This window comes from Pseudomonas sp. IT-P258 (assembly GCF_949767825.1).
Classification (GTDB): Bacteria; Pseudomonadota; Gammaproteobacteria; order Pseudomonadales; family Pseudomonadaceae; genus Aquipseudomonas; species Aquipseudomonas monachiensis.
Window position 1 is genome coordinate 263,874 of the sequence record NZ_CATKPU010000098.1, and the last position, 21,249, is coordinate 285,122.

Sequence of the window (21,249 nt, forward strand, 5' to 3'; positions counted from 1 at the left end):
CTTAGAACCGCGCCACACCAAAGCTGTTGGTTTGCAGAGGCCGCACTTCGGCCTCGTGACAGATATCCAGCAGATAACCCAGCAAGGTCCGGGTATCGCGCGGGTCGATCAAACCGTCGTCCCAGAGGTTGGCGCTGCCGTAGAGCGCCGTGGACTGGCTGTCGAGTTTCTGCGCGGTGACCTGTTCGAGCATGTCGAGCATTTTCGGGTCGGGCACCAGGCCGTCCTTGGCCTGTTTGGCCTCGGTGACGATGCGCAGCACCTTGCCCGCTTGCGCGCCGCCCATCACGGCGGTGCGGCTGTTGGGCCAGGCGAAGATGAAGCGCGGGTCGAGGCCGCGTCCGCACATCGCATAGTTGCCCGCGCCGTAGGAACCACCGACGACGATGGTCAGCTTCGGCACCCGGGCGTTGGCCACCGCCTGAATCATCTTCGCACCGTGTTTGATCACGCCTTGCTGCTCCGATTCGGTGCCGACCATGAACCCGGTGGTGTTGTGGAAAAACAGCAGCGGCGTCTGGCTCTGGTCGCACAGCTGGATGAACTGCGCGGCCTTGCTCGCGCCTTTTGGCGTGATCGGGCCGTTGTTGCCGATGAAGCCACAGGCGCGGCCCTGAATTTTCAGATGACCGCACACAGTCTGCTGATCGAACTCGCCCTTGAATTCAAGAAAGTTCGAAGCGTCGGCGAGACGGGCGATGATTTCGCGCACGTCGTAGGGTTTTTTCGGGTCATCCGGGATCAGGCCCAGCAACTCGTCGATGGGGTAGAGCGGCTCCTCCCAGCGACGTTCGGGGAGTGGGGGCAGTTGTTCGTTCCACGGCAACAGGCTGACAATCTCGCGTACCTGGCGCACGCCGTCGGCGTCGTTTTCAGCCAGGTATTCGGCGGTGCCGGCGGTTTGTGCGTGCATTTCGGCGCCGCCCAGTTCTTCATCGGTGGCGACTTCGCCGGTGGCGGCCTTGAGCAGTGGGGGACCTGCGAGAAACAGCTTGGCCTTGCCGCGCACCACCACCACGTAATCCGACAGCCCCGGCTGATAGGCGCCGCCCGCCGTGGCCGAGCCATGCACCACGGTGACTTGCGGCAAGCCCATGGCCGACATCCGCGCCTGATTGGCAAAGCTGCGCGCGCCTTCGACGAAAATCTCCGCCGCGTAATTGAGATTGGCGCCGCCACTTTCGGCGAGGGTGATCACCGGCAGTTTGTTTTCCATGGCGATCTGTTGCAGGCGCAGGGATTTCTTCAAGCCGCTGGGAGAGATGGTCCCGCCCCTGATCGCGCTGTTGTTGGCGACTACCAACACACGTACGCCGGACACATAGCCGATACCGCCGATCAAGCCGCCACCGGCGCAGCTGCCGTCCTTGTCATCATGCAGCTTGTAGCCGGCCAGGCTGGCCAGCTCAAGAAACGGCGCGCCGGGATCCAGCAGCAGATTGAGGCGCTCGCGAGGCAGCAACTGGCCGCGCTTTTCGAACTTCGGCCTGGCTTCGGCCGCCTTGTTCAGCAGGTTCTGTTCGAGCACGCGAACTTGCTCGATGGCGCTCAGCATTGCCGCACGGTTCTGGGCGAACGGCTCGCTGTGGGGGTCGAGTAACGACTGAATCACCGGCATGGGTTATTCCTTGTCCTTCAACACGTCTGGTATATAGGCGCGGTGGAAACCGTTGTACGACTCGCTGTTGGTCGCCTTGTGGATCGGCCAGGCGCGGCCGCCGAGGCTGGCGGCGCCATCGATGCGCAAGGTGCTGCCGCTGACAAACGCCGCTGCCGGGCTGAGCAGGAAAACAATCGCCGCGCTGACTTCCGATTCGGTGCCGATGCGCTTGAGCGGCACATGTTCGCGCAAGGTCGGGATCACGGCCTTGAAGGCGCCTTCGTAGGTGTCCATGCCGCTGGAGGCAATCCACCCCGGCGCCACGGCGTTGACCCGCACCCCGGCATGACCCCATTCGTACGCGGCAGTCTTGGTCAGGTTATCCATGCCCGAACGTGCCGCACCGGAGTGGCCCATACCTGGCATGCCACCCCACATGTCGGCGAGCATGTTGACGATGGCGCCGCCGTGCTTGCTCATGGACTGGTTGAACACTTCCCGGGCCATCAGGAAACCGCCCACCAGATTGGTGCGCATCACGGTTTCGAAACCCTTCTGATTGATCGAGGCCAAGGGCGACGGGTACTGCCCGCCTGCATTGTTGACCAGGCCATGAATGGGGCCATGCTTGCGGATCAATTCGCTGACCAGGTGTTCTACCGATTCTTCCTCGCGGATATCGCAAACCGCCCAATCGGCCTTGCCACCGTCGTCGGCGATCTCCGCCGCAACGGTTTTCAGTTTGTCGGCCTTGCGCCCGACCAGCAGCACATGGGCGCCGAGGGCCGCCAGTTCGTGGGCGGTGCAGCGGCCGATGCCACTGCCACCACCGGTGACGATGATGTTTTGGCCGGCAAACAAATCGGCTTTGAAAATCGAATCGTAGGCCATGGCGGCAATCCTCTAGTTGAACTGGTCGGCGATGCGCTGCGGCACCGGGATCTGGATTTCCAGCAGTTGCTGGGCGAAGGCCTTGCCTTGCGGATCGATGCGCAGGCTGGCGACACCGCCACCGCCGAGGGCGTTTTCCAGCAGGAAATTCAGGCTGTGGCTGGCCGGCAAGTACCAGCGTTCGACCCGCCCGTGGATGGGGTCGAGGAGGTGGCCCATCCAGTCGACGATCACTTCCGGGGTCAAGGCCTCGGCAATCCATGGCAGGAACTCCGGCTCCCGGGCCATGACGCCGATATTGCTGTGGTTACCCTTGTCGCCCGAGCGTGCAACCGCCAGTTTGACCAGGGCCACGCTGGCGTCGGCCAGGCCAAGCGGTTTCGGCGGCGCGAGCGGGGCTGGCAGGTTCAGCGGGTCGAGCACATCGAGGGCGGGCAGGGCACACGGGTGGCGCTGGCCCATGAAATCAATGTCCAGCGTGCAGGCGGTTTTGTCGATCAGGAACGAGAACAGCCGGATCAGCGGATACACCGTCGGCCGGCCACCGACAATGCCGGTCAGCCCCGGCGCCATGCCGGTGGCGGCCTGGGCGATTTCCCTGGAGAACACGATCAATGCCTGCTTGTCCGGATGACGCACCGCGAGTTTGATCACCACTTCGCGGCTGTCATGGCGCTGGCCGTGGGGGCCGTAGGTGGCCTCGCTGCCCAGCAACTCGATACTCACGTCGCTGTAAGGCGCCCAGCCGCGCTGGCGGAACATTTCCGAGGTCTTGTTGATGATCGCGTCACCGACCCGTCGCGCCTTGTCGACGGCATCGATGCCGGCGATCAGGCAACTGGCGGTGCAGCGGAAACCATCGGGGTACGTGGCGCTGACCTTGTATTGAGCGGTCGGCGGCAGGCCTTTGGCGCCGTGCACCTGCACCGCGTTCCTGCCCTGTTGCAGCAGTTTGACCTGAGTGAAATCGCACACCACGTCGGGCAGCAGGTATGCGCGAGGGTCACCGATTTCATACAGCATCTGTTCGCCCACCGTCAGCGGCGTGACCAGCCCACCGGTGCCTTCGGGTTTGCTGACGATGAACTGGCTGTCGGCGCTGACTTCGACGATGGGAAAACCGATGTGTTCGTAGTCGGGCACGGCGCGCCAGTCGGTGAAGTTGCCGCCCGTGCACTGGGCGCCGCATTCGATGATGTGCCCGGCCAGTGCCGCCTGGGCGAGCTTGTCGTAGTCATGCCACGACCAGCCGAACTCATGCACCAGCGCGGCGCTGACCACCGCACTGTCGACCACGCGCCCGGTGATCACGATGTCCGCCCCCAGGCGCAGGGCTTCGACAATGCCGGGTGCGCCGAGGTAGGCATTGGTCGAGACGCACATCGATGGCAGGGGCGCGCCGCTGAACATTTCACGAATGCCCAGGTTGCCCAGCTGTTTGAATTGCGGCTGCAGGTCGTCACCCAGCAGCACGGCGATCTTCAGCGCCACCCCGGCCTTGTCGCAGGCCGCTTGCAGGGCGGCGGCGCAGGCTTGGGGGTTGACCCCGCCGGCATTGCTGATGACCCGGATGTTCTGCTGCGCGAGCTGCCCCAGCAAGGGCGCGAGCACTTCGATGAAGTCGCCCGCATAGCCGGCCTGGGGATCTTTCATCCGTGCGCCGGCCATGATCGACAGGGTGATTTCGGCCAGGTAATCGAAGACCAGATAGTCCAGATGCCCGTGTTCGACCAGTTGCGCGGCAGCGGTCGAGGTATCGCCCCAGAAGGCGCTGGCGCAACCGATGCGAATTGTTTTAGGCGCAGTCCATTCCATAGCCACCTCCAACCGAAGTGCGTCGACATTACCAAGCAAGCGCTTGGTTTGTAAATGACTTGATTTTCTTCTGCCCAAGCGCTTGCTTGGTTGCATCCATGCGCTTAAATTGCCCGCGCAACCCCACTGTTTTCGGGGGGATCGGCGTTATTGATTGAACGACTGTAGGAGAGAACGGGTGGACGAGCAAAAAGCCCTGAGGGTGATGCGCCAATTGGTCGACGACGGCCAACTGACCGACCCGGACAGCGCCCGTGGCAAGCTGCTGCAAGTGGCGGCCCACCTGTTTCGCAATAAAGGCTATGAACGCACGACCGTGCGCGACCTGGCCGGCGCCGTGGGCATTCAGTCCGGGAGTATTTTCCATCACTTCAAGAGCAAGGACGAAATCCTGCGCGCCGTGATGGAGGAGACCATTCTCTACAACACCGCGTTGATGCGTGCGGCCATCGCCGAGGCCGGCAGTGTGCGCGAGCAGGTGCTTGCGCTGATTCGCTGTGAGTTGCAGTCGATCATGGGCGGCAGCGGTGAGGCCATGGCCGTGCTGGTCTACGAATGGCGCTCGCTGTCCGAAGAGGGCCAGGCCAAGGTCCTGGCGCTGCGGGACATCTACGAAGACATCTGGCTGCAAGTGCTGGGTGAAGCCAAGTCCGCGGGGTTTATCCGTGGCGATGTGTTTATCACCCGCCGCTTCCTGACCGGTGCATTGTCCTGGACCACCACCTGGTTTCGTGCCGGCGGCAGCATGAGTCTCGATCAGTTGGCCGATGAAGCGCTGATTCTGGTGCTGGAAGACCGGCAATAAGCTTGTATTGGCCAGCATTAAACTGGCTAACTTGTCGAAACCGCCTAGCTTGAATGCATGGGTACCGTTTTATTGGGGAGTGGGGCGTTTTGATGGGTTCGCCAATTCGGTCAGCCTCGCGGCTTTTGCTGGCGATGCTTACGGCGTCAACGATGATACCGTCCCAGGCTGCGCAACTGGTGCGCATAGGTGCCGCGCACTTTCCGCCCTATACCGTGCGCCCGGAATCCGGGGCCGATACCGGGTTGCTGCCGCAACTGGTCGAGGCCCTGAATGCATCGCAAACTGACTACCAGTTTGTCCTGGTGCCCACCTCCATTCCTCGGCGCTTCGGTGATTTCAAGCAGGGCCGGGTCGACATGGCCATTTTCGAAAATCCCGCCTGGGGTTGGGAAGAGATCCCCCACACGGCCGTCGACATGGGGCTGGAGGACGCTGAGATTTTTGTTGCGCAACGCCTGCCCGATCGACAGCAAAGCTATTTTGCCGACCTGAAAGGCAAGCGCCTGGCACTGTTCAGCGGCTATCACTACGAGTTCGCCAACTTCAATGCCGACCCTCTGTACCTCGCGAAAAACTACAACGCCACGCTGACTTATTCCCATGACAGCAATCTGCTGATGGTTTTACGCGACCGGGCCGACATTGCCCTGGTCACACGTTCGTACCTGAGCGACTACTTCCTGCGCAATGAAAAAGTCGCCGGCAGTTTGCTGGCGTCCCAGCGCGTCGACCAGGTCTATCACCATTACGCCATTCTGCGTCCGACCGCACCCATCAGCGGCGAGGCATTCGGCAAGTTGTTGCAAGGCTTGCGGGACAACGGCCAGATGTTGAAGATTTTCGAGCCGTACAAGATTGCGCTGGTGCCGGTCCAGCGCAATGCACCGGCGCCCCAAGTTGCCAATTGACGGTTTTTGGCTAAATTTCCCGCTCTGGCTCACGTCACTTCGTTGAACTGTCGACGATTATCGTGAGCCCGCCCCATGCCCAATCTCAATGACCTGACTGCCCTGTGTCTGCCGACGGGCAGTCGTCTTGCCGCTGATGAAACCGATTGCCGCCTGAGCCTCAGCCTGGAAGGGCAACCGTTGCCCGCCTTGCGGCTCAGTCGTGGCCGGGAGTTGAACGTGCAACTGGAGGAGCGCTTCAGTCGCCCTGAAGGGCAGGCATTGTGGACGGCCTGTTACTGGCTGTTCGCTCGTGACCCTGACTGTCAGCGTCTGACCTGGCAACTGCAAGAGGTGCCGGACGAAGCCGTGTCCAGCGGTCTGCTGATTCCGACTCCCGTCAGCGGCCAGTATCACTGCGAGCGCACCGTGTTCTGGCAGTTGCCGCCGCCGTGGCTGGGGCATTCCCTGACCGGCAGCTACCCGCAGCAGATGCTCATCACCGACGGCAAGCGCCACCCACGGCGGCCGGTCAAGCCCCGGGGTGAAGTGTATCAACGCTTCGATGCGCGGCTGGGTGCCCGGGTTTCCCTGCGCACGCTGGACATCGAGCAAGACCTGGCACGCTTCAACCGCTGGCAGAACAGTCCGCGAGTCGCGAGTTTCTGGCAGGAGGAGGGCAGCCTCGACCAGCATCGCCAATACCTGAGCAAACTCGTAGCCGACCCGCACACGCTGACGCTGATCGGTTGTTTCGACGACCAGCCCTTCGCTTATTTCGAAGTCTACTGGGCCAAGGAAGATCGCATCGCACCCTTCTATGAGGCCGGCGATTACGACCGTGGCATTCACATGCTGGTGGGCGAAGAAAATCACCGCGGCCCGCACAAGGTGGCGAGTTGGTTATCGGCGCTGGTGCATTACCTGTTTCTCGACGATCCGCGCACCCGGCGCGTGGTGGCCGAGCCCCGTGCCGATAACGCGAAGATGATCGGGTACATGCAGGAGCAGCGCTTTCACTGTGAGAAAGAGTTCGACTTCCCGCACAAGCGCGCGGCCTTGATGGTGTTGGGGCGGGAGCGGTTTTTTGATCGGTGCAGACTGGCTTGAAGCCTGAGACTCAAGATTCGTTGTGGTCTTGAGTCTCAGGCTTGCTCGCGAAGGGCGCGATGCAGATCCTGGATCTTATTGGCGAGCAGCCATATCACCCCGGTTGCCCGACACCTTGCGGCAATGCACCAACGCATCACGGATCATGAAGTTCACCAGGGTTGGCGAGACGCCGAGTTCCTTGGCGATGTCCTTTTGCGGTACGCCGTGCAGGCGATACATCTCGAAGGCGTAGCGGGTGCGGCTCGGCAACTCGGTCAACGCATCGGCAATGTGCTCCAGGGTCGAGAAATTGATGTGCGACGTTTCCGGGGACGCGCCCTGGATCACCACATTCAACCCTTCCTCTTCAGGACCGGAATACTTCTGCTCCAGCGCCTGCTTGCGGTAATGGTCGATCGCCAGGTTGCGCACGATCTGGAACAGGTAGCTGAGCTGGGCCTTGATCGAACTGGTGATGGGCGGGGCCGATTGCAGCCGGAAGAAAGCATCCTGCACAACATCTTCGGCACGTGAGCGGCAACCGGTAATTCGGGCTGCAATCTTCACCAGGATCAGTCGATTGTCGACGAATGCCTGAAGTAGCGGTGTATCGCACCTGCTTGTGGATACTGGTTCCATCATGGAAATCACCCTGCTGCCAAAAGGTTAGTGGGACGGGGAAAAAAACCGGGGGGGCCGTCCTACACATCGAGCGACAAATTAGGCTTAATGATAATTATTGTCAAATGAGAAAAAGAACTAATGCGCTGTAAGAGTGCAGAGTGAGAACTGCGACACGCTGACTCACTTGCGTCCACTTTGCGTTCCAGCCTGGCGACTAATTATTTCCAGACGTCATCCGTTCTCATTGGTGAATGGAACCGGGCAGCAGCCCCGGTCACAACCGCATTGCCAATGCCTTGCGCGGTCGGCGAAGACCGCGTCCTGCGCGCCCTCGATCAGGGTGCGACGTCAGAAAACCGATTCCAATTGCAAGCCGAATTCAGGCAGGAAACCTCATGAGCGACGCGTTCGAACTCCCCAGCACAATGGTCCAAGCCCTTCAGCGCCGCGCGGCCCTGACGCCGGATCGGGTGGCCCTGCGCTTTCTCGCCGAAACCCAGGACCAGGCGGTGCTGCTCAGCTATCGCGAACTGGACCTGCGGGCGCGGACGATTGCCGGCGCGTTGCAGACCCAAACGGATGTCGGCGACCGCGCGGTGTTGCTGTTCCCCAGCGGCCCGGATTACGTCGCGGCGTTCTTCGGTTGCCTGTACGCCGGGGTGATCGCGGTGCCGGCTTATCCGCCGGAGTCGACGCGCCGTCATCATCAGGAGCGCCTGCTGTCGATCATCAGCGATGCCCAGCCACGCTTGCTGCTGACCAGCGCCGGACTGCGCGAAGGGTTGCAGCAGATCGAAGGGGCGCCGCCGCTGCTGTGTGTCGATACCCTCGACGGTGCACTGGCCGAGCGCTGGGTCGCGGTGGACCTGCAGGCCGATCACATCGCCTTCCTGCAATACACCTCCGGCTCCACCGCGCTGCCCAAAGGCGTGCAAGTCAGCCACGGCAATCTGGTGGCCAACGAATTGCTGATTCGCCACGGTTTCGGCATTGACCTGAACCCCGACGATGTCATCGTCAGCTGGCTACCGCTGTACCACGACATGGGCCTGATCGGCGGCCTGCTGCAGCCGATTTTCAGCGGCGTGCCCTGTGTGTTGATGTCCCCGGCGTATTTCCTCGGCCGGCCGTTGCGCTGGCTGGAGGCGATCAGCGAATACGGCGGCACCATCAGCGGCGGGCCGGATTTTGCCTATCGCTTGTGCAGCGAACGGGTCAGCGAGTCAGCCCTGGAGCGGCTCGACCTGAGTGGCTGGCGCGTGGCGTATTCCGGTTCCGAACCGATTCGCCTCGACACCCTGGAACGCTTCGCCGGGAAGTTCGCCACCTGCGGTTTCACCGCGGACAGCTTCATGGCCTCCTATGGTCTGGCCGAAGCCACCTTGTTCGTGGCCGGCACCGCGCGCGGTAAAGGCATTGGCAACCTGCGGGTGGACGATCAGGCCCTGGCGCAGAACCGAGTCGAAGCGGGCGAGGGTAGCGCGATCATGAGTTGCGGTATCAGCCAACCGGCGCACGCGGTGCTGATCATCGATCCGGCCTCCCTCAGCGAACAGGCCGACAACGTCGTCGGCGAAGTCTGGGCCAGCGGGCCGAGCATCGCCTCAGGCTACTGGCGCAACCCCGAGGCGTCGGCCAAGACCTTCGTCCGGCACGCCGGCCAGACCTGGTTGCGCACCGGGGACCTGGGTTTCCTGCGCAATGGCGAGCTGTTCATCACCGGGCGCCTGAAGGACATGCTGATCGTGCGCGGGCACAACCTGTACCCGCAGGACATCGAGCAGACCGTCGAGCGCGAAGTGGAAGTGGTGCGCAAAGGCCGGGTTGCCGCCTTTGCCGTTACGGTTGATGGTCAGGAAGGTATCGGCATCGCCGCCGAAATCAGCCGCAGCGTGCAGAAAATCCAGCCACCGGAATCCTTGATCAAAGCCATTCGCCAAGCCGTCGCCGAGGCGTATCAGCAAGCGCCGAGCGTGGTGGTGCTGCTCAATCCGGGCGCGCTGCCCAAGACCTCCAGCGGCAAATTGCAGCGCTCGGCGTGTCGCAATCGCCTGGCGGACGGCAGTCTCGACAGCTACGCGATGTTCCCGTCGGCCGCCACACAAAGTGCAGGCCGGATCGAGTCGGGCTCCGAGCTACAAAGCCTGATCGGCCAGATCTGGTGTGAGCAGTTGCAAGTGACGCAGGTGGGCGCCGATGATCATTTCTTCCTGCTCGGCGGCAACTCCATAGCGGCGACGCAAGTGGTGGCGCGCCTGCGTGAAGAGCTCGGTCTGGAGTTGAACCTGCGTCTGCTGTTCGAAGCGCCGACCCTCGGCGCATTCGCCGATGTCGTGGCCCGTCTGCAACAGGACGGTGGCCTGGCCCAGGGCTCGATCACGGCGCTGTCGCGCCAGCAACCGATGCCGCAATCGCTGGCACAAAACCGCCTGTGGATCACCTGGCAACTCGACCCGCAAAGCAGCGCCTATAACATTCCCGGTGCCTTGCGCCTGCGCGGCGAACTGGATGAGGACGCCTTGCGCGCCAGTTTCCAGCAGTTGATCGAGCGCCACGAATCCCTGCGCACGCGATTCTTCGAGCGCGACGGGGTGGCGCTGCAACAGGTCGTTGCGGCGGCCGGGTTCAACCTGCAACTGATCGATATCAGCGACCTGCCGACCGCCGAGCGTGAGGCCCGGGCGCAGCAGATCCGGGAGGACGAAGCGCGAACCCAATTCGATCTGGAGAAAGGCCCGTTGCTGTGGGTGACGCTGGTTCGCCTCGACGACGAAGACCATCAGTTGCTGGTGACGATGCACCACATCATCGCTGACGGCTGGTCGCTGAACGTGCTGATCGACGAGTTCTCGCGCCTGTATGCGGCCGCCTCCCAGGGCCAGCAAGCGGAGCTGGCGCCGTTGCCGACGCAATACGCCGATTACGGCAGTTGGCAGCGGCAATGGCTGGCGCAAGGGGAAGGCGAGCGTCAACTGGCCTACTGGAAGGACCGCTTGGGTGATAACCATCCAACCCTGAGCCTGGCCACCGACCATCCACGCGCTGCCCAACAACTGCACAGCGCCGCTCGCCACACCGTGCGTCTGGGCGCTCCCCTGAGCGATGGGATTCGCCAGACCGCCCAGGCCCATGAATCGACCGCCTTCATGCTGTTGCTGGCTGCGTTCCAGACCTTGTTGCACCGCTACAGCGGCCAGGGTGATATCCGTATCGGCGTGCCCAATGCCAACCGTCCGCGCCTGGAAACCCAGGGCCTGATCGGTTTCTTCATCAATACCCAGGTGCTGCGTGCCGAGGTGGACTCGCGCCTGCCATTCGTTGAGCTGCTGGCGCAGACCCGTCAGGCGGCGTTGGGTGCGCAGGCGCATCAGGACCTGCCGTTCGAGCAACTGCTGGAAGCCTTCCCGCAAGCCCGTGAACAAGGTCTGTTCCAGGTCATGTTCAACCACCAGCAACGGGACCTCGGCGCATTGAAGCGCTTGCCGGGGTTGTTGGCCGAAGAGTTGCCCTGGCATAGCCGCGAAGCCAAGTTCGATTTGCAGTTGCACAGTGAAGAAGACCGCAACGGTCGCCTGACCCTGTCCTTCGACTACGCCAGCGAATTGTTCGAGGCCGCCACCATCGAGCGCCTGGCCGAGCATTTCAGCAACCTGCTGCGCGCTGTCTGCGATCAAACGGACACCGCCATCGGTGACCTGCCGCTGTTGACCGCTGCCGAGCACCATCAGCAATCGGACTGGGCCAGCGCACCCTGCGCAGCGGCCAGCCAATGGCTGCCGGAGTGGCTCACTGAGCAGGCGCGCCAGACCCCGCAGCGCATCGCGCTGGTGTGGGACGGTGGCCAGATGGACTTCGTCGAACTGCACACCCGGGCCAACCGTCTGGCCCATTACCTGCGCGACAAAGGCGTTGGCCCGGACGTTTGCGTGGCCATCGCCTGCGAACGTTCGCCGCAACTGCTGATCGGCCTGCTGGCGATCCTCAAGGCCGGTGGAGCCTACGTGCCGCTGGACCCGGAGTACCCGGCCGAACGCCTGGCCTACATGCTCAGCGACAGCGGTGTTGAATTGCTGCTGACGCAAACCCGATTGCTTGAGTGCCTGCCAGCGACTGACGGCGTCAGCGTGATCGCCATGGACACCCTGCACCTGGACGGCTGGCCGAGCCATGCGCCGGGGTTGCACCTGTACGGCGACAACCTTGCCTATGTGATTTACACCTCCGGCTCCACGGGCCAGCCCAAAGGCGTCGGCAACACCCACGCCGCGCTGGCCGAGCGCCTGCAATGGATGCAGGACACTTACCGCCTGAACGAAACCGATGTGCTGATGCAAAAGGCGCCGATCAGTTTCGATGTGTCGGTGTGGGAGTGCTTCTGGCCGCTGATCACTGGCGCACGTTTGCTGATCGCCGGTCCCGGCGAACACCGCGATCCGCATCGCATCGCGCAGCTGGTGCAAGCGTACGGCGTGACCACGTTGCACTTCGTGCCGCCGCTGCTTTCGCTGTTCATCGAGGAGCCGCTGAGCGCTGAATGTACCAGCCTGCGCCGGGTGTTCTCCGGGGGCGAGGCCTTGCCGGCGGAGCTGCGCAACCGGGTGCTGGCGCAACTGCCGGCAGTGCAACTGCACAACCGCTACGGACCGACTGAAACCGCAATCAACGTCACCCACTGGCAATGCTCCAGCGCCGATGGCGAACGCTCGCCGATTGGCCGGCCGCTGGGCAATGTGATTTGCCGCGTGCTCGACAGTGATCTCAATCCCGTTCCGGTCGGTGTGCCGGGTGAGTTGTGCATCAGCGGCGTTGGCCTGGCCCGTGGTTACCTCGGTCGCCCGGCGTTGACCGCCGAACGCTTCGTGGTCGATCCGTTGGGCGAGCCGGGCGCGCGCCTGTATCGCACTGGCGACCGGGCGCGCTGGACGGCGGATGGCGTGATCGAATACCTCGGCCGTCTCGATCAGCAGGTCAAGTTGCGCGGGTTCCGCGTCGAGCCGGAGGAAATCCAGGCGCGCCTGCTGGCCCAGGACGGCGTTGCGCAAGCCGTGGTGCTGGTGCGCGACACCGTGGCCGGGGCGCAGTTGATCGGTTACTACACCGCAGCGAACCATGCCGGGGAGGAAGCCGGGCAAACCGCACGCCTGAAAAGCGCTTTGGCCGCCGAACTGCCCGAATACATGGTCCCGGCACAATTGATGCGCCTGGAACAAATGCCCCTCGGCCCGAGCGGCAAACTCGATCGCCGCGCCTTGCCGGAACCGCAGTGGCAGGTTCGCGAACACGTCGAGCCAGTGACTGAACTGGAGCAACACGTCGCCGGAATCTGGCGCGAAGTGCTGGGCCTGGCGCAAGTCGGTTTGCGCGATGATTTTTTTGCCCTCGGCGGCCACTCGCTGCTGGCCACGCAAATCATCTCCCGCACCCGCCAGGCCTGCGATGTCGAGTTGCCGCTGCGGGTACTGTTCGAACACAGCGAACTCGGTGCATTTGCCGAACAGGTTCGCCTGATCCAGGTCAGTGGCAGCACCAACAAGCAGCCGCCCATTGAAAAAGTCGACCGCAGCCAACCGGTGCCGCTGTCCTATTCCCAGCAGCGCATGTGGTTCCTCTGGCAGATGGAGCCGGACAGCCCGGCCTACAACGTCGGGGGCATGGCGCGGTTGCGTGGCGTGCTCGACGTAGCGCATTTCGAGGCGGCGCTGCAAGCCCTGATCCTGCGTCACGAAACCCTGCGCACCACGTTTCCGAGCATCGACGGCGTCGCCCGCCAGCAAGTACACGGGCAAACCGGCGTGCGCATGGATTGGAAGGATTTCACCGCGCTGGATGCTGAAGTCCGCGAGTGGCAGGTCCAGCAACTGGCCGACGATGAAGCGCACCAGCCATTCGATCTGGAAACCGGACCGCTGCTGCGCGCCTGTCTGGTCAAGACCGCCGAACAGGAACACTACTTCGTTCTGACCCTGCACCACATCGTCACCGAAGGCTGGGCAATGGACATTTTTGCCCGGGAACTGAGCGCGCTGTACGAAGCATTCGTCGATGATCGTGAATCACCGCTGGCGCCATTGCCGGTGCAGTACCTGGATTACAGCGTGTGGCAGCGTCAGTGGCTGGAGTCCGGCGAGCGTCAGCGCCAGCTCGATTACTGGAGCGCGCAACTGGGCCGCGAACACCCATTGTTGGAGTTGCCGACCGACCGTCCGCGTCCGCCGGTGCAAAGCCATCAGGGTGAGTTGTATCGCTTTGACCTCAGTGATGAGCTCGCGGCACGGGTTCGCGTCTTCAACGGGCAAAACGGCCTGACCCTGTTCATGACCATGACCGCCGCCCTGGCCACGCTGCTGTACCGCTACAGCGGCCAGACCGACCTGCGTATCGGCGCGCCGGTGGCCAACCGCATTCGTCCGGAAAGCGAAGGGTTGATCGGTGCGTTCCTCAATACCCAAGTGCTGCGCTGCCAGCTCGACGGGCAGATGTCTGTCGGCGAGTTGTTCGAGCTGGTGCGCCACACGGTGATCGAAGGCCAGTCCCATCAGGACCTGCCGTTCGATCATCTGGTGGAAGCCTTGCAACCACCCCGAAGCGCGGCCTACAACCCGTTGTTCCAGGTGATGTGCAACGTGCAGCGCTGGGAGTTCCAGCAAAGCCGCACCCTGGCCGGCATGACGGTCGAGTACCTGGCCAACGATGCCCGCGCGACCAAGTTCGACCTCAACCTGGAAGTCTCCGACCTCGACCATCGCCTGGGTTGCTGCCTGACCTACAGCACCGATCTGTTCGACGAAGCGCGTATCGCGCAAATGGCCCGGCATTGGCGCAATCTTCTGCAAGCACTGATTGCCGATCCGCAGCAGCGCTTGAGTGAGTTGCCGCTGCTGGCCGGTGGCGAACAACAACACCTGCTCGACAGCCTTGGCGTCGAGCCGGGCGAACATCGGCTGGATCAGTGCATCCATCACCTGTTCGCCGAGCAAGCCTTGACGCGCAAAGACGCTCCGGCCCTGACCTTCGCCGGACAGACCTTGAGCTACGCCGAACTCGACAGTCGCGCCAACCGCCTGGCCTGGATGCTGCGTGAACGCGGTGTCGGTCCGCAGGTGCGCGTAGGCCTGGCACTGGAGCGCTCGCTGGAGATGGTTGTCGGCCTGCTGGCGATCCTCAAGGCTGGCGGCGCCTATGTGCCGCTGGATCCGGAGTACCCGCTGGACCGCTTGCACTACATGATCGAAGACAGCGGCATCGGTTTGCTGCTCAGCGATGCGGCGATGTTCAAGGCTTTGGGCGAGTTGCCGGCGACCGTCGGCCGCTGGTGCCTTGAAGAAGACGCGGCGGCACTGGTCAGTTACCCGGCCACCGAGCTGCCGCTGATCAGCCTGGCGCAGCATCAGGCGTACCTGATCTACACCTCGGGCTCGACCGGCAAGCCGAAAGGCGTGGTGGTGTCCCACGGCGAAATCGCCATGCATTGCCGCGCGGTGATCGAGCGCTTCGCCATGCGCGCCGATGACTGCGAACTGCACTTCTATTCGATCAACTTCGACGCTGCCACGGAGCGTTTGCTGGTGCCGTTGCTCAGCGGTGCGCAAGTGGTGCTGCGGGCTCAAGGGCAGTGGGACGCGGAAGAAATCTGTGGCCTGATCCGTCGTCATCACATCAATGTCCTCGGTTTCACGCCGAGCTACGGCAGCCAGTTGGCGCAATGGCTGGCAACGCAAAATGAAACCCTGCCGGTGCGCATGATCATTACCGGCGGCGAAGCGCTGACCGGTGAACACCTGGCACGCATTCGCGCAGCCTTCCAGCCGAGCCAGTTCTTCAACGCCTACGGCCCGACCGAAACCGTGGTCATGCCGCTGGCCGGTCTCGCCCCTGAAGTACTGGAAGAGGGCGCCGCAAGTGTACCGATCGGCAGCGTGATCGGCGATCGCGTGGCCTACATTCTCGACGCCGACCTGGCGTTGGTGCCGCAAGGCGCGACGGGCGAGTTGTACGTCGGTGGCGCGGGCCTGGCCCAGGGTTATCACCAGCGTCCGGGCATGACCGCGGAGCGCTTTGTCGCCGATCCGTTTGTCGCCGGCGGCGGGCGTATCTACCGCACCGGCGACCTGGTGCGCCAGCGCGTCGATGGCCTGGTGGAATACCTCGGTCGCATCGACCATCAAGTGAAGATTCGCGGCTTCCGCATCGAGCTCGGTGAAATCGAAACCTGTCTGCTGGAGCACGAATCGATCCGTGAAGCGGTGGTGCTGGCGCTCGATGCACCGAGCGGCAAGCAACTGGTCGGCTATCTGGTGACTGACGTCGCAGAGCTTGGCGAGGCGCAGCAGGCTGAACTGCGTGAAGCGCTCAAATCGCATCTCAAGTCGCAACTGCCGGACTACATGGTGCCCACGCACCTTATCCTGCTGGCGCGCATGCCGCTGACCACCAACGGCAAGCTCGACCGCCGTGCTCTGCCGGCACCGGACCCTGAGCTGAACCGTCAGCAGTACGTGGCGCCGAGCAACGAGCTTGAAGTCACGCTGGCGCAGATCTGGTGCGAAGTGCTCAACGTCGAACAGGTAGGTCTCAATGACAACTTCTTCGAACTGGGCGGCGACTCGATCCTGTCGATCCAGGTGGTCAGCCGGGCGCGGCAGCAGGGCATCCATTTCAGCCCCCGCGACCTGTTCCAGCACCAGACCGTGCAGACCCTCGCCGCCGTGGCCAGCCGCAGCGAGCTGGTCAGCGCCGAGCAGGGCCTGATCATCGGCGAGTCGCACCTGACACCGGTCCAGCACTGGTTCTTCGACACCGACATCCCGCAACGCCAGCATTGGAACCAGGCGTTGTTGCTGCACCCGACTGTGGCCCTCGAACCCCATCGTCTGGAGCAAGCACTGCTGGCGGTGATCGAGCAGCACGACGCCTTGCGCCTGCGTTTCAGCAAGGTCGCCGGCCAATGGCTGGCCACGCACCAGTCGATGTCCGAAGCGCCGGTGTTGTGGCAGGTGCGCGTTTCGTCCATGGACAAATGCGCAGCCTTGTTCGCCGATGCCCAGCGCAGCCTCGATCTTGAAGAAGGGCCGTTGCTGCGTGTGTTGCTGGTCGATGGTCCCGACGGTCAGCAACGGCTGTTTATCGCGATTCACCATTTGCTGATCGATGGCGTTTCATGGCGCGTGCTACTGGACGATCTGCAAACCGTGTATCGCCAACTGCACGCGCAGCAGTCGGTGAAACTGCCAGCGAAAACCAGTGCCTTCAAAGACTGGGCCGCTCGCTTGCAGGCCTACGCCGGCAGCGATTCCTTGCGCGAGGAACTGGATTGGTGGCAGGCACACCTGGCCGGACCAATTGCCGATCTGCCCTGCGATCACCCCGAGGGCGGGCGGCAGAACCGGCATGGGCAAAGCGTCAGCGTGCGTCTCGACAGCGAGCGTACCCGGCAGTTGCTGCAACAGGCACCGAGTGCCTATCGCACCCAGGTCAACGACTTGCTGCTGACCGCATTGGCCCGCGTGCTGTGCCGCTGGAGCGGTCAGCCATCGGCGCTGATTCAACTGGAAGGCCACGGCCGCGAAGCGCTGTTCGACGACATCGACCTGACCCGCACCGTCGGCTGGTTCACCAGCGCTTATCCGCTGCGCCTGACCCCGTCGAACATCGAAGAAGCGGCCGGGCAGGGCGCGTCGATCAAGGCGATCAAGGAGCAACTGCGTGCCGTGCCGCACAAAGGCCTGGGCTATGGCGTGCTGCGCTATCTCGCCGATGACCGGAGTCGCCTGTGCATGGCCGGGTTGCCAGTGGCGCCGATCACCTTCAACTACCTCGGCCAGTTCGACCAGAGCTTCGGCGCGGATGCGCTGTTCCATCCACTGGATGAAGCCCTTGGCGCGGCCCACGATGGCAATGCCCCGCTACCCAACGAGCTGAGCGTCGACGGTCAGGTGTATGGCGGTGAACTGGTACTGCGCTGGACTTTCAGCGCAGAACGCTTCGATGGGCAAACCATCAACGAGTTGGCAGATGCCTACCTCGGTGAGTTGAGCAGCTTGATCGAGCATTGCCTGCGCGACGACGCGGGCGGCCTGACGCCGTCGGACTTCCCGCTGGCGAATCTCAGCCAGACGCAACTGGATGCGCTGCCGGTCCCGGCCGCCGCCATCGAAGACGTCTACCCGCTGACCCCTATGCAGGAAGGCATGCTGCTGCACACCTTGCTGGAGCCGGGCACCGGCCTGTACTACATGCAGGACCGCTACCGCATCAACAGCGAGCTCGACCCGCAGCGTTTCGCCCAGGCCTGGCAAGCAGTGATCGCCCGCCACGAAGCCTTGCGCGCGTCCTTCTGCTGGAACGTCGGCGAAGACATGCTGCAAGTGATCCACAAACCGGGCGACACGCCGATCAAATACCTCGACTGGAGCGATCTCGCCGAAGCCGAGCAGGAGCCGAAACTGCAATCCCTGCTCAAGACCGAACGCGAGGCCGGGTTCGGTCTGCTCAACCAGGCGCCGTTCCACTTGCGTTTGATCCGTGTGGGCGAGGCGCGCTACTGGTTCGTGATGAGCAACCACCACATCCTCATCGATGCCTGGTGCCGTTCGCTGCTGATGAACGATTTCTTCGAAATCTACAGCGCCCTCGGCGAAGGCCGGGAAGCGCAGTTGGCGATGCCGCCACGTTATCGCGACTACATCGGCTGGCTGCAGCACCAAAGCCTGGCTGAAGCACGGCAATGGTGGAAAACCAATCTGCAGGGGTTCGAACGGACCACGCCTATCCCGAGCGACCGGCCATTGCTGCGCGAACATGCCGGCGACAGCGGCGGCATGATCGTCGGCGACCGCTACACAAGGCTCGATGTCCGGGACGGCGTGCAATTGCGCGAACTGGCCCAGGCCCATCAGCTGACCATCAATACCTTCGCCCAGGCGGCGTGGGCACTGGTGCTGCGACGCTTGAGCGGGGATCGCGACGTGCTGTTCGGCGTCACCGTGGCCGGGCGTCCGGTGGACATGCCACAGATGCAGCGCACCGTCGGCCTGTTCATCAACAGCATCGCGCTGCGGGTGAAAATGCCCGAGGACGGCCAGCGTTGCAGTGTGCGCCAGTGGCTCAGCGGTCTGCTCGACCACAACATGCAACTGCGTGAATACGAATACCTGCCGCTGGTGAACATCCAGGAGCAAAGCGAACTGCCCAAGGGCCAGCCGCTGTTCGACAGCCTGTTCGTGTTCGAAAACGCCCCGGTTGAAGTCTCGGTGCTGGACCGTGCGCAGAGCCTCAACGCGACCTCGGATTCGGGGCGGACCCATACCAACTTCCCGCTCACGGCCGTGTGCTATCCGGGGGATGACCTGGGCTTGCACCTGTCCTACGACCAGCGCTACTTCGATGAGACCACGGTCGAGCGCATGCTCGGTGAGTTCAAGCGTCTGCTGCTGGCGTTGGTGGAAGGTTTCCATGGCGACATGGCTGACCTGCCGTTGCTGGGGGCCGAGGAGCGGGATTTCCTCATCCAGGGCTGCAACCAGAGCGAACAGGATTACCCGCTGGAGCAGAGCTACGTTGCACTGTTTGAAACCCAGGTTGCCCGGCACCCGCAGCGGATTGCCGCCAGTTGCCTGGACCGCCAGTACAGTTATCTGGAGCTGAACCAGCGCAGCAACCGCCTCGGCCATGCATTGATCGCCGCCGGTGTCGGGCGCGATCAGCCAGTGGCCTTGCTGGCCGAACGCAGCCTCGATTTGCTGGGCATGATCATCGGCAGCTTCAAGGCGGGGGCGGGTTACCTGCCGCTGGACCCGGGTTTGCCGAGTCAGCGTCTGAACCGGATCATCGATCTGAGCCGCACGCCGTTGCTGGTGTGCACGCAAGCGTGTCGTGAGCAGGCGCAGGCCTTGCTTGAGGCGTTCGGCTGCTCCAGCCGGCCACGGCTGCTGGTCTGGGAGGAGGTCCAGACCCTGGCGCTGTCGGCGGACAATCCAGGCCTCTACAGCGGCCCGGACAACCTCGCCTACGTGATCTACACCTCCGGCTCCACCGGTTTGCCCAAAGGCGTGATGGTCGAACAGCGCGGCATGCTCAACAACCAGTTGAGCAAGGTGCCGTACCTGAACCTGAGCGACGCCGACGTGATCGCGCAAACCGCGTCGCAAAGCTTCGATATTTCGGTGTGGCAGTTCCTCGCCGCGCCGTTGTTCGGCGCACGGGTGGACATTGTGCCGAACACCATCGCCCACGATCCCCAGGGGTTGCTGGCCCATGTGCAAAGCCAGGGCATCACCGTGCTGGAAAGCGTGCCTTCGCTGATCCAGGGCATGCTCGCCCAGGAGCGCATGAGCCTAGACGGCTTGCGCTGGATGCTGCCGACGGGGGAAGCGATGCCGCCGGAACTGGCGCATCAATGGTTGCTGCGCTATCCACAGATCGGCCTCGTGAATGCCTACGGCCCGGCGGAGTGCTCGGATGACGTGGCGTTCTTCCGCGTCGATATGGCTTCGACTCGCGGCAGCTACCTGCCGATCGGCACGCCGACCGACAACAACAAGTTGTACCTGCTCGACGGAGCGCTGGAACTGGTGCCGCTGGGCGCGGTGGGTGAGCTGTGCGTGGCGGGGACCGGGGTCGGTCGCGGCTATGTCGGCGATCCGCTGCGCACCGCCCCGGTATTTGTGCCGAACCCGTTCGGCGCACCGGGTGAGCGCCTGTATCGCACCGGCGACCTGGCCCGACGTCGCAGTGACGGCGTATTGGAGTACGTCGGTCGGGTCGACCATCAGGTGAAGATCCGTGGTTACCGTATCGAACTGGGTGAAATCGAGGCTCGCCTGCATGAACAAGCGGAAATTCGTGACGCAGCGGTCAGTGTGCAGGAGGGGGCGAACGGCAAGCATTTGGTGGGCTATCTGGTCGCGGCGGATGTTGCGTTCGATCCGGCTGAACGCCTGGAGCGCATCAAGCAACGCCTGCGTGCCGAACTGCCGGAATACATGGTGCCGCTGCACTGGCTGTGGCTGGACAAGCTGCCGCTCAACGCCAACGGCAAACTGGACCGCAAGGCTTTGCCTGCGCTGGAGATCGGCCAGCTGCAAAGCCAGGATTACCAGGCACCACGCAATGAGCTGGAGCAGGCCCTGGCAGACATCTGGGCCGAGGTGTTGAAGGTCGAGAAGGTGGGCGTTCGCGACAACTTCTTCGAGTTGGGCGGGCATTCGCTGCTGGCCACGCAAATCGCCTCGCGGGTGCAGAAAACCCTGCAACAGGAGGTGCCGTTGCGGGCGATGTTCGAATGCAGCACGGTGGAAGAACTGGCCCGGTACATCGACGGGTTGGCGGCCAGCGAGCTCACCGGGGAGAAGGTGGATCGCTTGAATGATTTGATGGCGGAGCTGGAGGGGCTTTGATTCCCTGGCGTCTGTAATGGCCCCATCGCGAGCAAGCTCGCTCCCACAGTAGTTTGTGGTGATCACATCATCTGTGATCGGCATAAATCGCTATGGGGCGAGCTTGCCCGCGAAGGTGGCACAAACGCATACACTCCA

At 63.1% G+C, this 21,249-nt stretch carries 8 protein-coding genes; 4 read left to right on the forward strand and 4 right to left on the reverse strand.

What is annotated here, in order from left to right; all coding sequences use genetic code 11:
- Nucleotide 1: 1 nt before the first annotated feature.
- Genes atuC through ACM6G4_RS27250 form a run of 3 tightly spaced genes read right to left on the reverse strand, consistent with a single transcriptional unit; the run spans nt 2 to nt 4,306 of the window.
- The gene (gene atuC, locus ACM6G4_RS27240) at nt 2–1,618 is read right to left on the reverse strand and encodes a geranyl-CoA carboxylase subunit beta (RefSeq protein ID WP_414914999.1); all 1,617 of its coding nucleotides are present in this window, start codon (nt 1,616–1,618) and stop codon (nt 2–4) included.
- Nucleotides 1,619–1,621: 3 nt separating this feature from the next.
- The gene (locus tag ACM6G4_RS27245) at nt 1,622–2,491 is read right to left on the reverse strand and encodes an SDR family oxidoreductase (RefSeq protein WP_056727067.1); all 870 of its coding nucleotides are present in this window, start codon (nt 2,489–2,491) and stop codon (nt 1,622–1,624) included.
- Between the two features lie 12 nt (nt 2,492–2,503).
- Nucleotides 2,504–4,306, reverse strand: a complete 1,803-nt coding sequence (locus tag ACM6G4_RS27250; protein WP_414915000.1) for an acyclic terpene utilization AtuA family protein — start codon at nt 4,304–4,306, stop codon at nt 2,504–2,506.
- A gap of 178 nt (nt 4,307–4,484) precedes the next feature.
- Here ACM6G4_RS27250 and ACM6G4_RS27255 point away from each other — a divergent pair, with 178 nt between their 5' ends.
- The 3 genes from ACM6G4_RS27255 to ACM6G4_RS27265 all read left to right on the forward strand — a co-directional run bounded on the left by ACM6G4_RS27255 (nt 4,485) and on the right by ACM6G4_RS27265 (nt 7,111).
- Nucleotides 4,485–5,111 (forward strand): TetR/AcrR family transcriptional regulator, encoded by a 627-nt coding sequence (locus tag ACM6G4_RS27255; protein WP_223541681.1) that lies wholly within the window; start codon nt 4,485–4,487, stop codon nt 5,109–5,111.
- Between the two features lie 92 nt (nt 5,112–5,203).
- On the forward strand, nt 5,204–6,022 hold the full coding sequence (locus ACM6G4_RS27260) for a substrate-binding periplasmic protein (protein WP_056727064.1): 819 nt from the start codon (nt 5,204–5,206) through the stop codon (nt 6,020–6,022).
- Between the two features lie 75 nt (nt 6,023–6,097).
- Entirely contained in the window at nt 6,098–7,111 is a 1,014-nt protein-coding gene (locus ACM6G4_RS27265; protein ID WP_056727063.1) for a GNAT family N-acetyltransferase, read from the forward strand.
- Nucleotides 7,112–7,186: 75 nt separating this feature from the next.
- On the opposite strand, the gene ACM6G4_RS27270 is transcribed toward ACM6G4_RS27265, so the two are convergent.
- Entirely contained in the window at nt 7,187–7,735 is a 549-nt protein-coding gene (locus ACM6G4_RS27270; RefSeq protein WP_095946262.1) for an RNA polymerase factor sigma-70, read from the reverse strand.
- A 377-nt stretch (nt 7,736–8,112) separates the two neighbouring features.
- Here ACM6G4_RS27270 and ACM6G4_RS27275 point away from each other — a divergent pair, with 377 nt between their 5' ends.
- Nucleotides 8,113–21,111, forward strand: coding sequence for a non-ribosomal peptide synthetase (locus ACM6G4_RS27275; RefSeq protein WP_414915001.1), 12,999 nt, complete (start codon nt 8,113–8,115; stop codon nt 21,109–21,111).
- Nucleotides 21,112–21,249: the final 138 nt, after the last annotated feature.

Bases quoted from the DNA above. Each gene is read 5' to 3' on its own strand.
- ACM6G4_RS27250 (WP_414915000.1), bottom strand. From the start codon at position 4,306: ATGGAATGGACTGCGCCTAAAACAATTCGCATCGGTTGCGCCAGCGCC.
- ACM6G4_RS27270 (WP_095946262.1), bottom strand. From the start codon at position 7,735: ATGATGGAACCAGTATCCACAAGCAGGTGCGATACACCGCTACTTCAG.
- ACM6G4_RS27260 (WP_056727064.1), top strand. From the start codon at position 5,204: ATGGGTTCGCCAATTCGGTCAGCCTCGCGGCTTTTGCTGGCGATGCTT.
- ACM6G4_RS27275 (WP_414915001.1), top strand. From the start codon at position 8,113: ATGAGCGACGCGTTCGAACTCCCCAGCACAATGGTCCAAGCCCTTCAG.
- atuC (WP_414914999.1), bottom strand. From the start codon at position 1,618: ATGCCGGTGATTCAGTCGTTACTCGACCCCCACAGCGAGCCGTTCGCC.
- ACM6G4_RS27265 (WP_056727063.1), top strand. From the start codon at position 6,098: ATGCCCAATCTCAATGACCTGACTGCCCTGTGTCTGCCGACGGGCAGT.
- ACM6G4_RS27245 (WP_056727067.1), bottom strand. From the start codon at position 2,491: ATGGCCTACGATTCGATTTTCAAAGCCGATTTGTTTGCCGGCCAAAAC.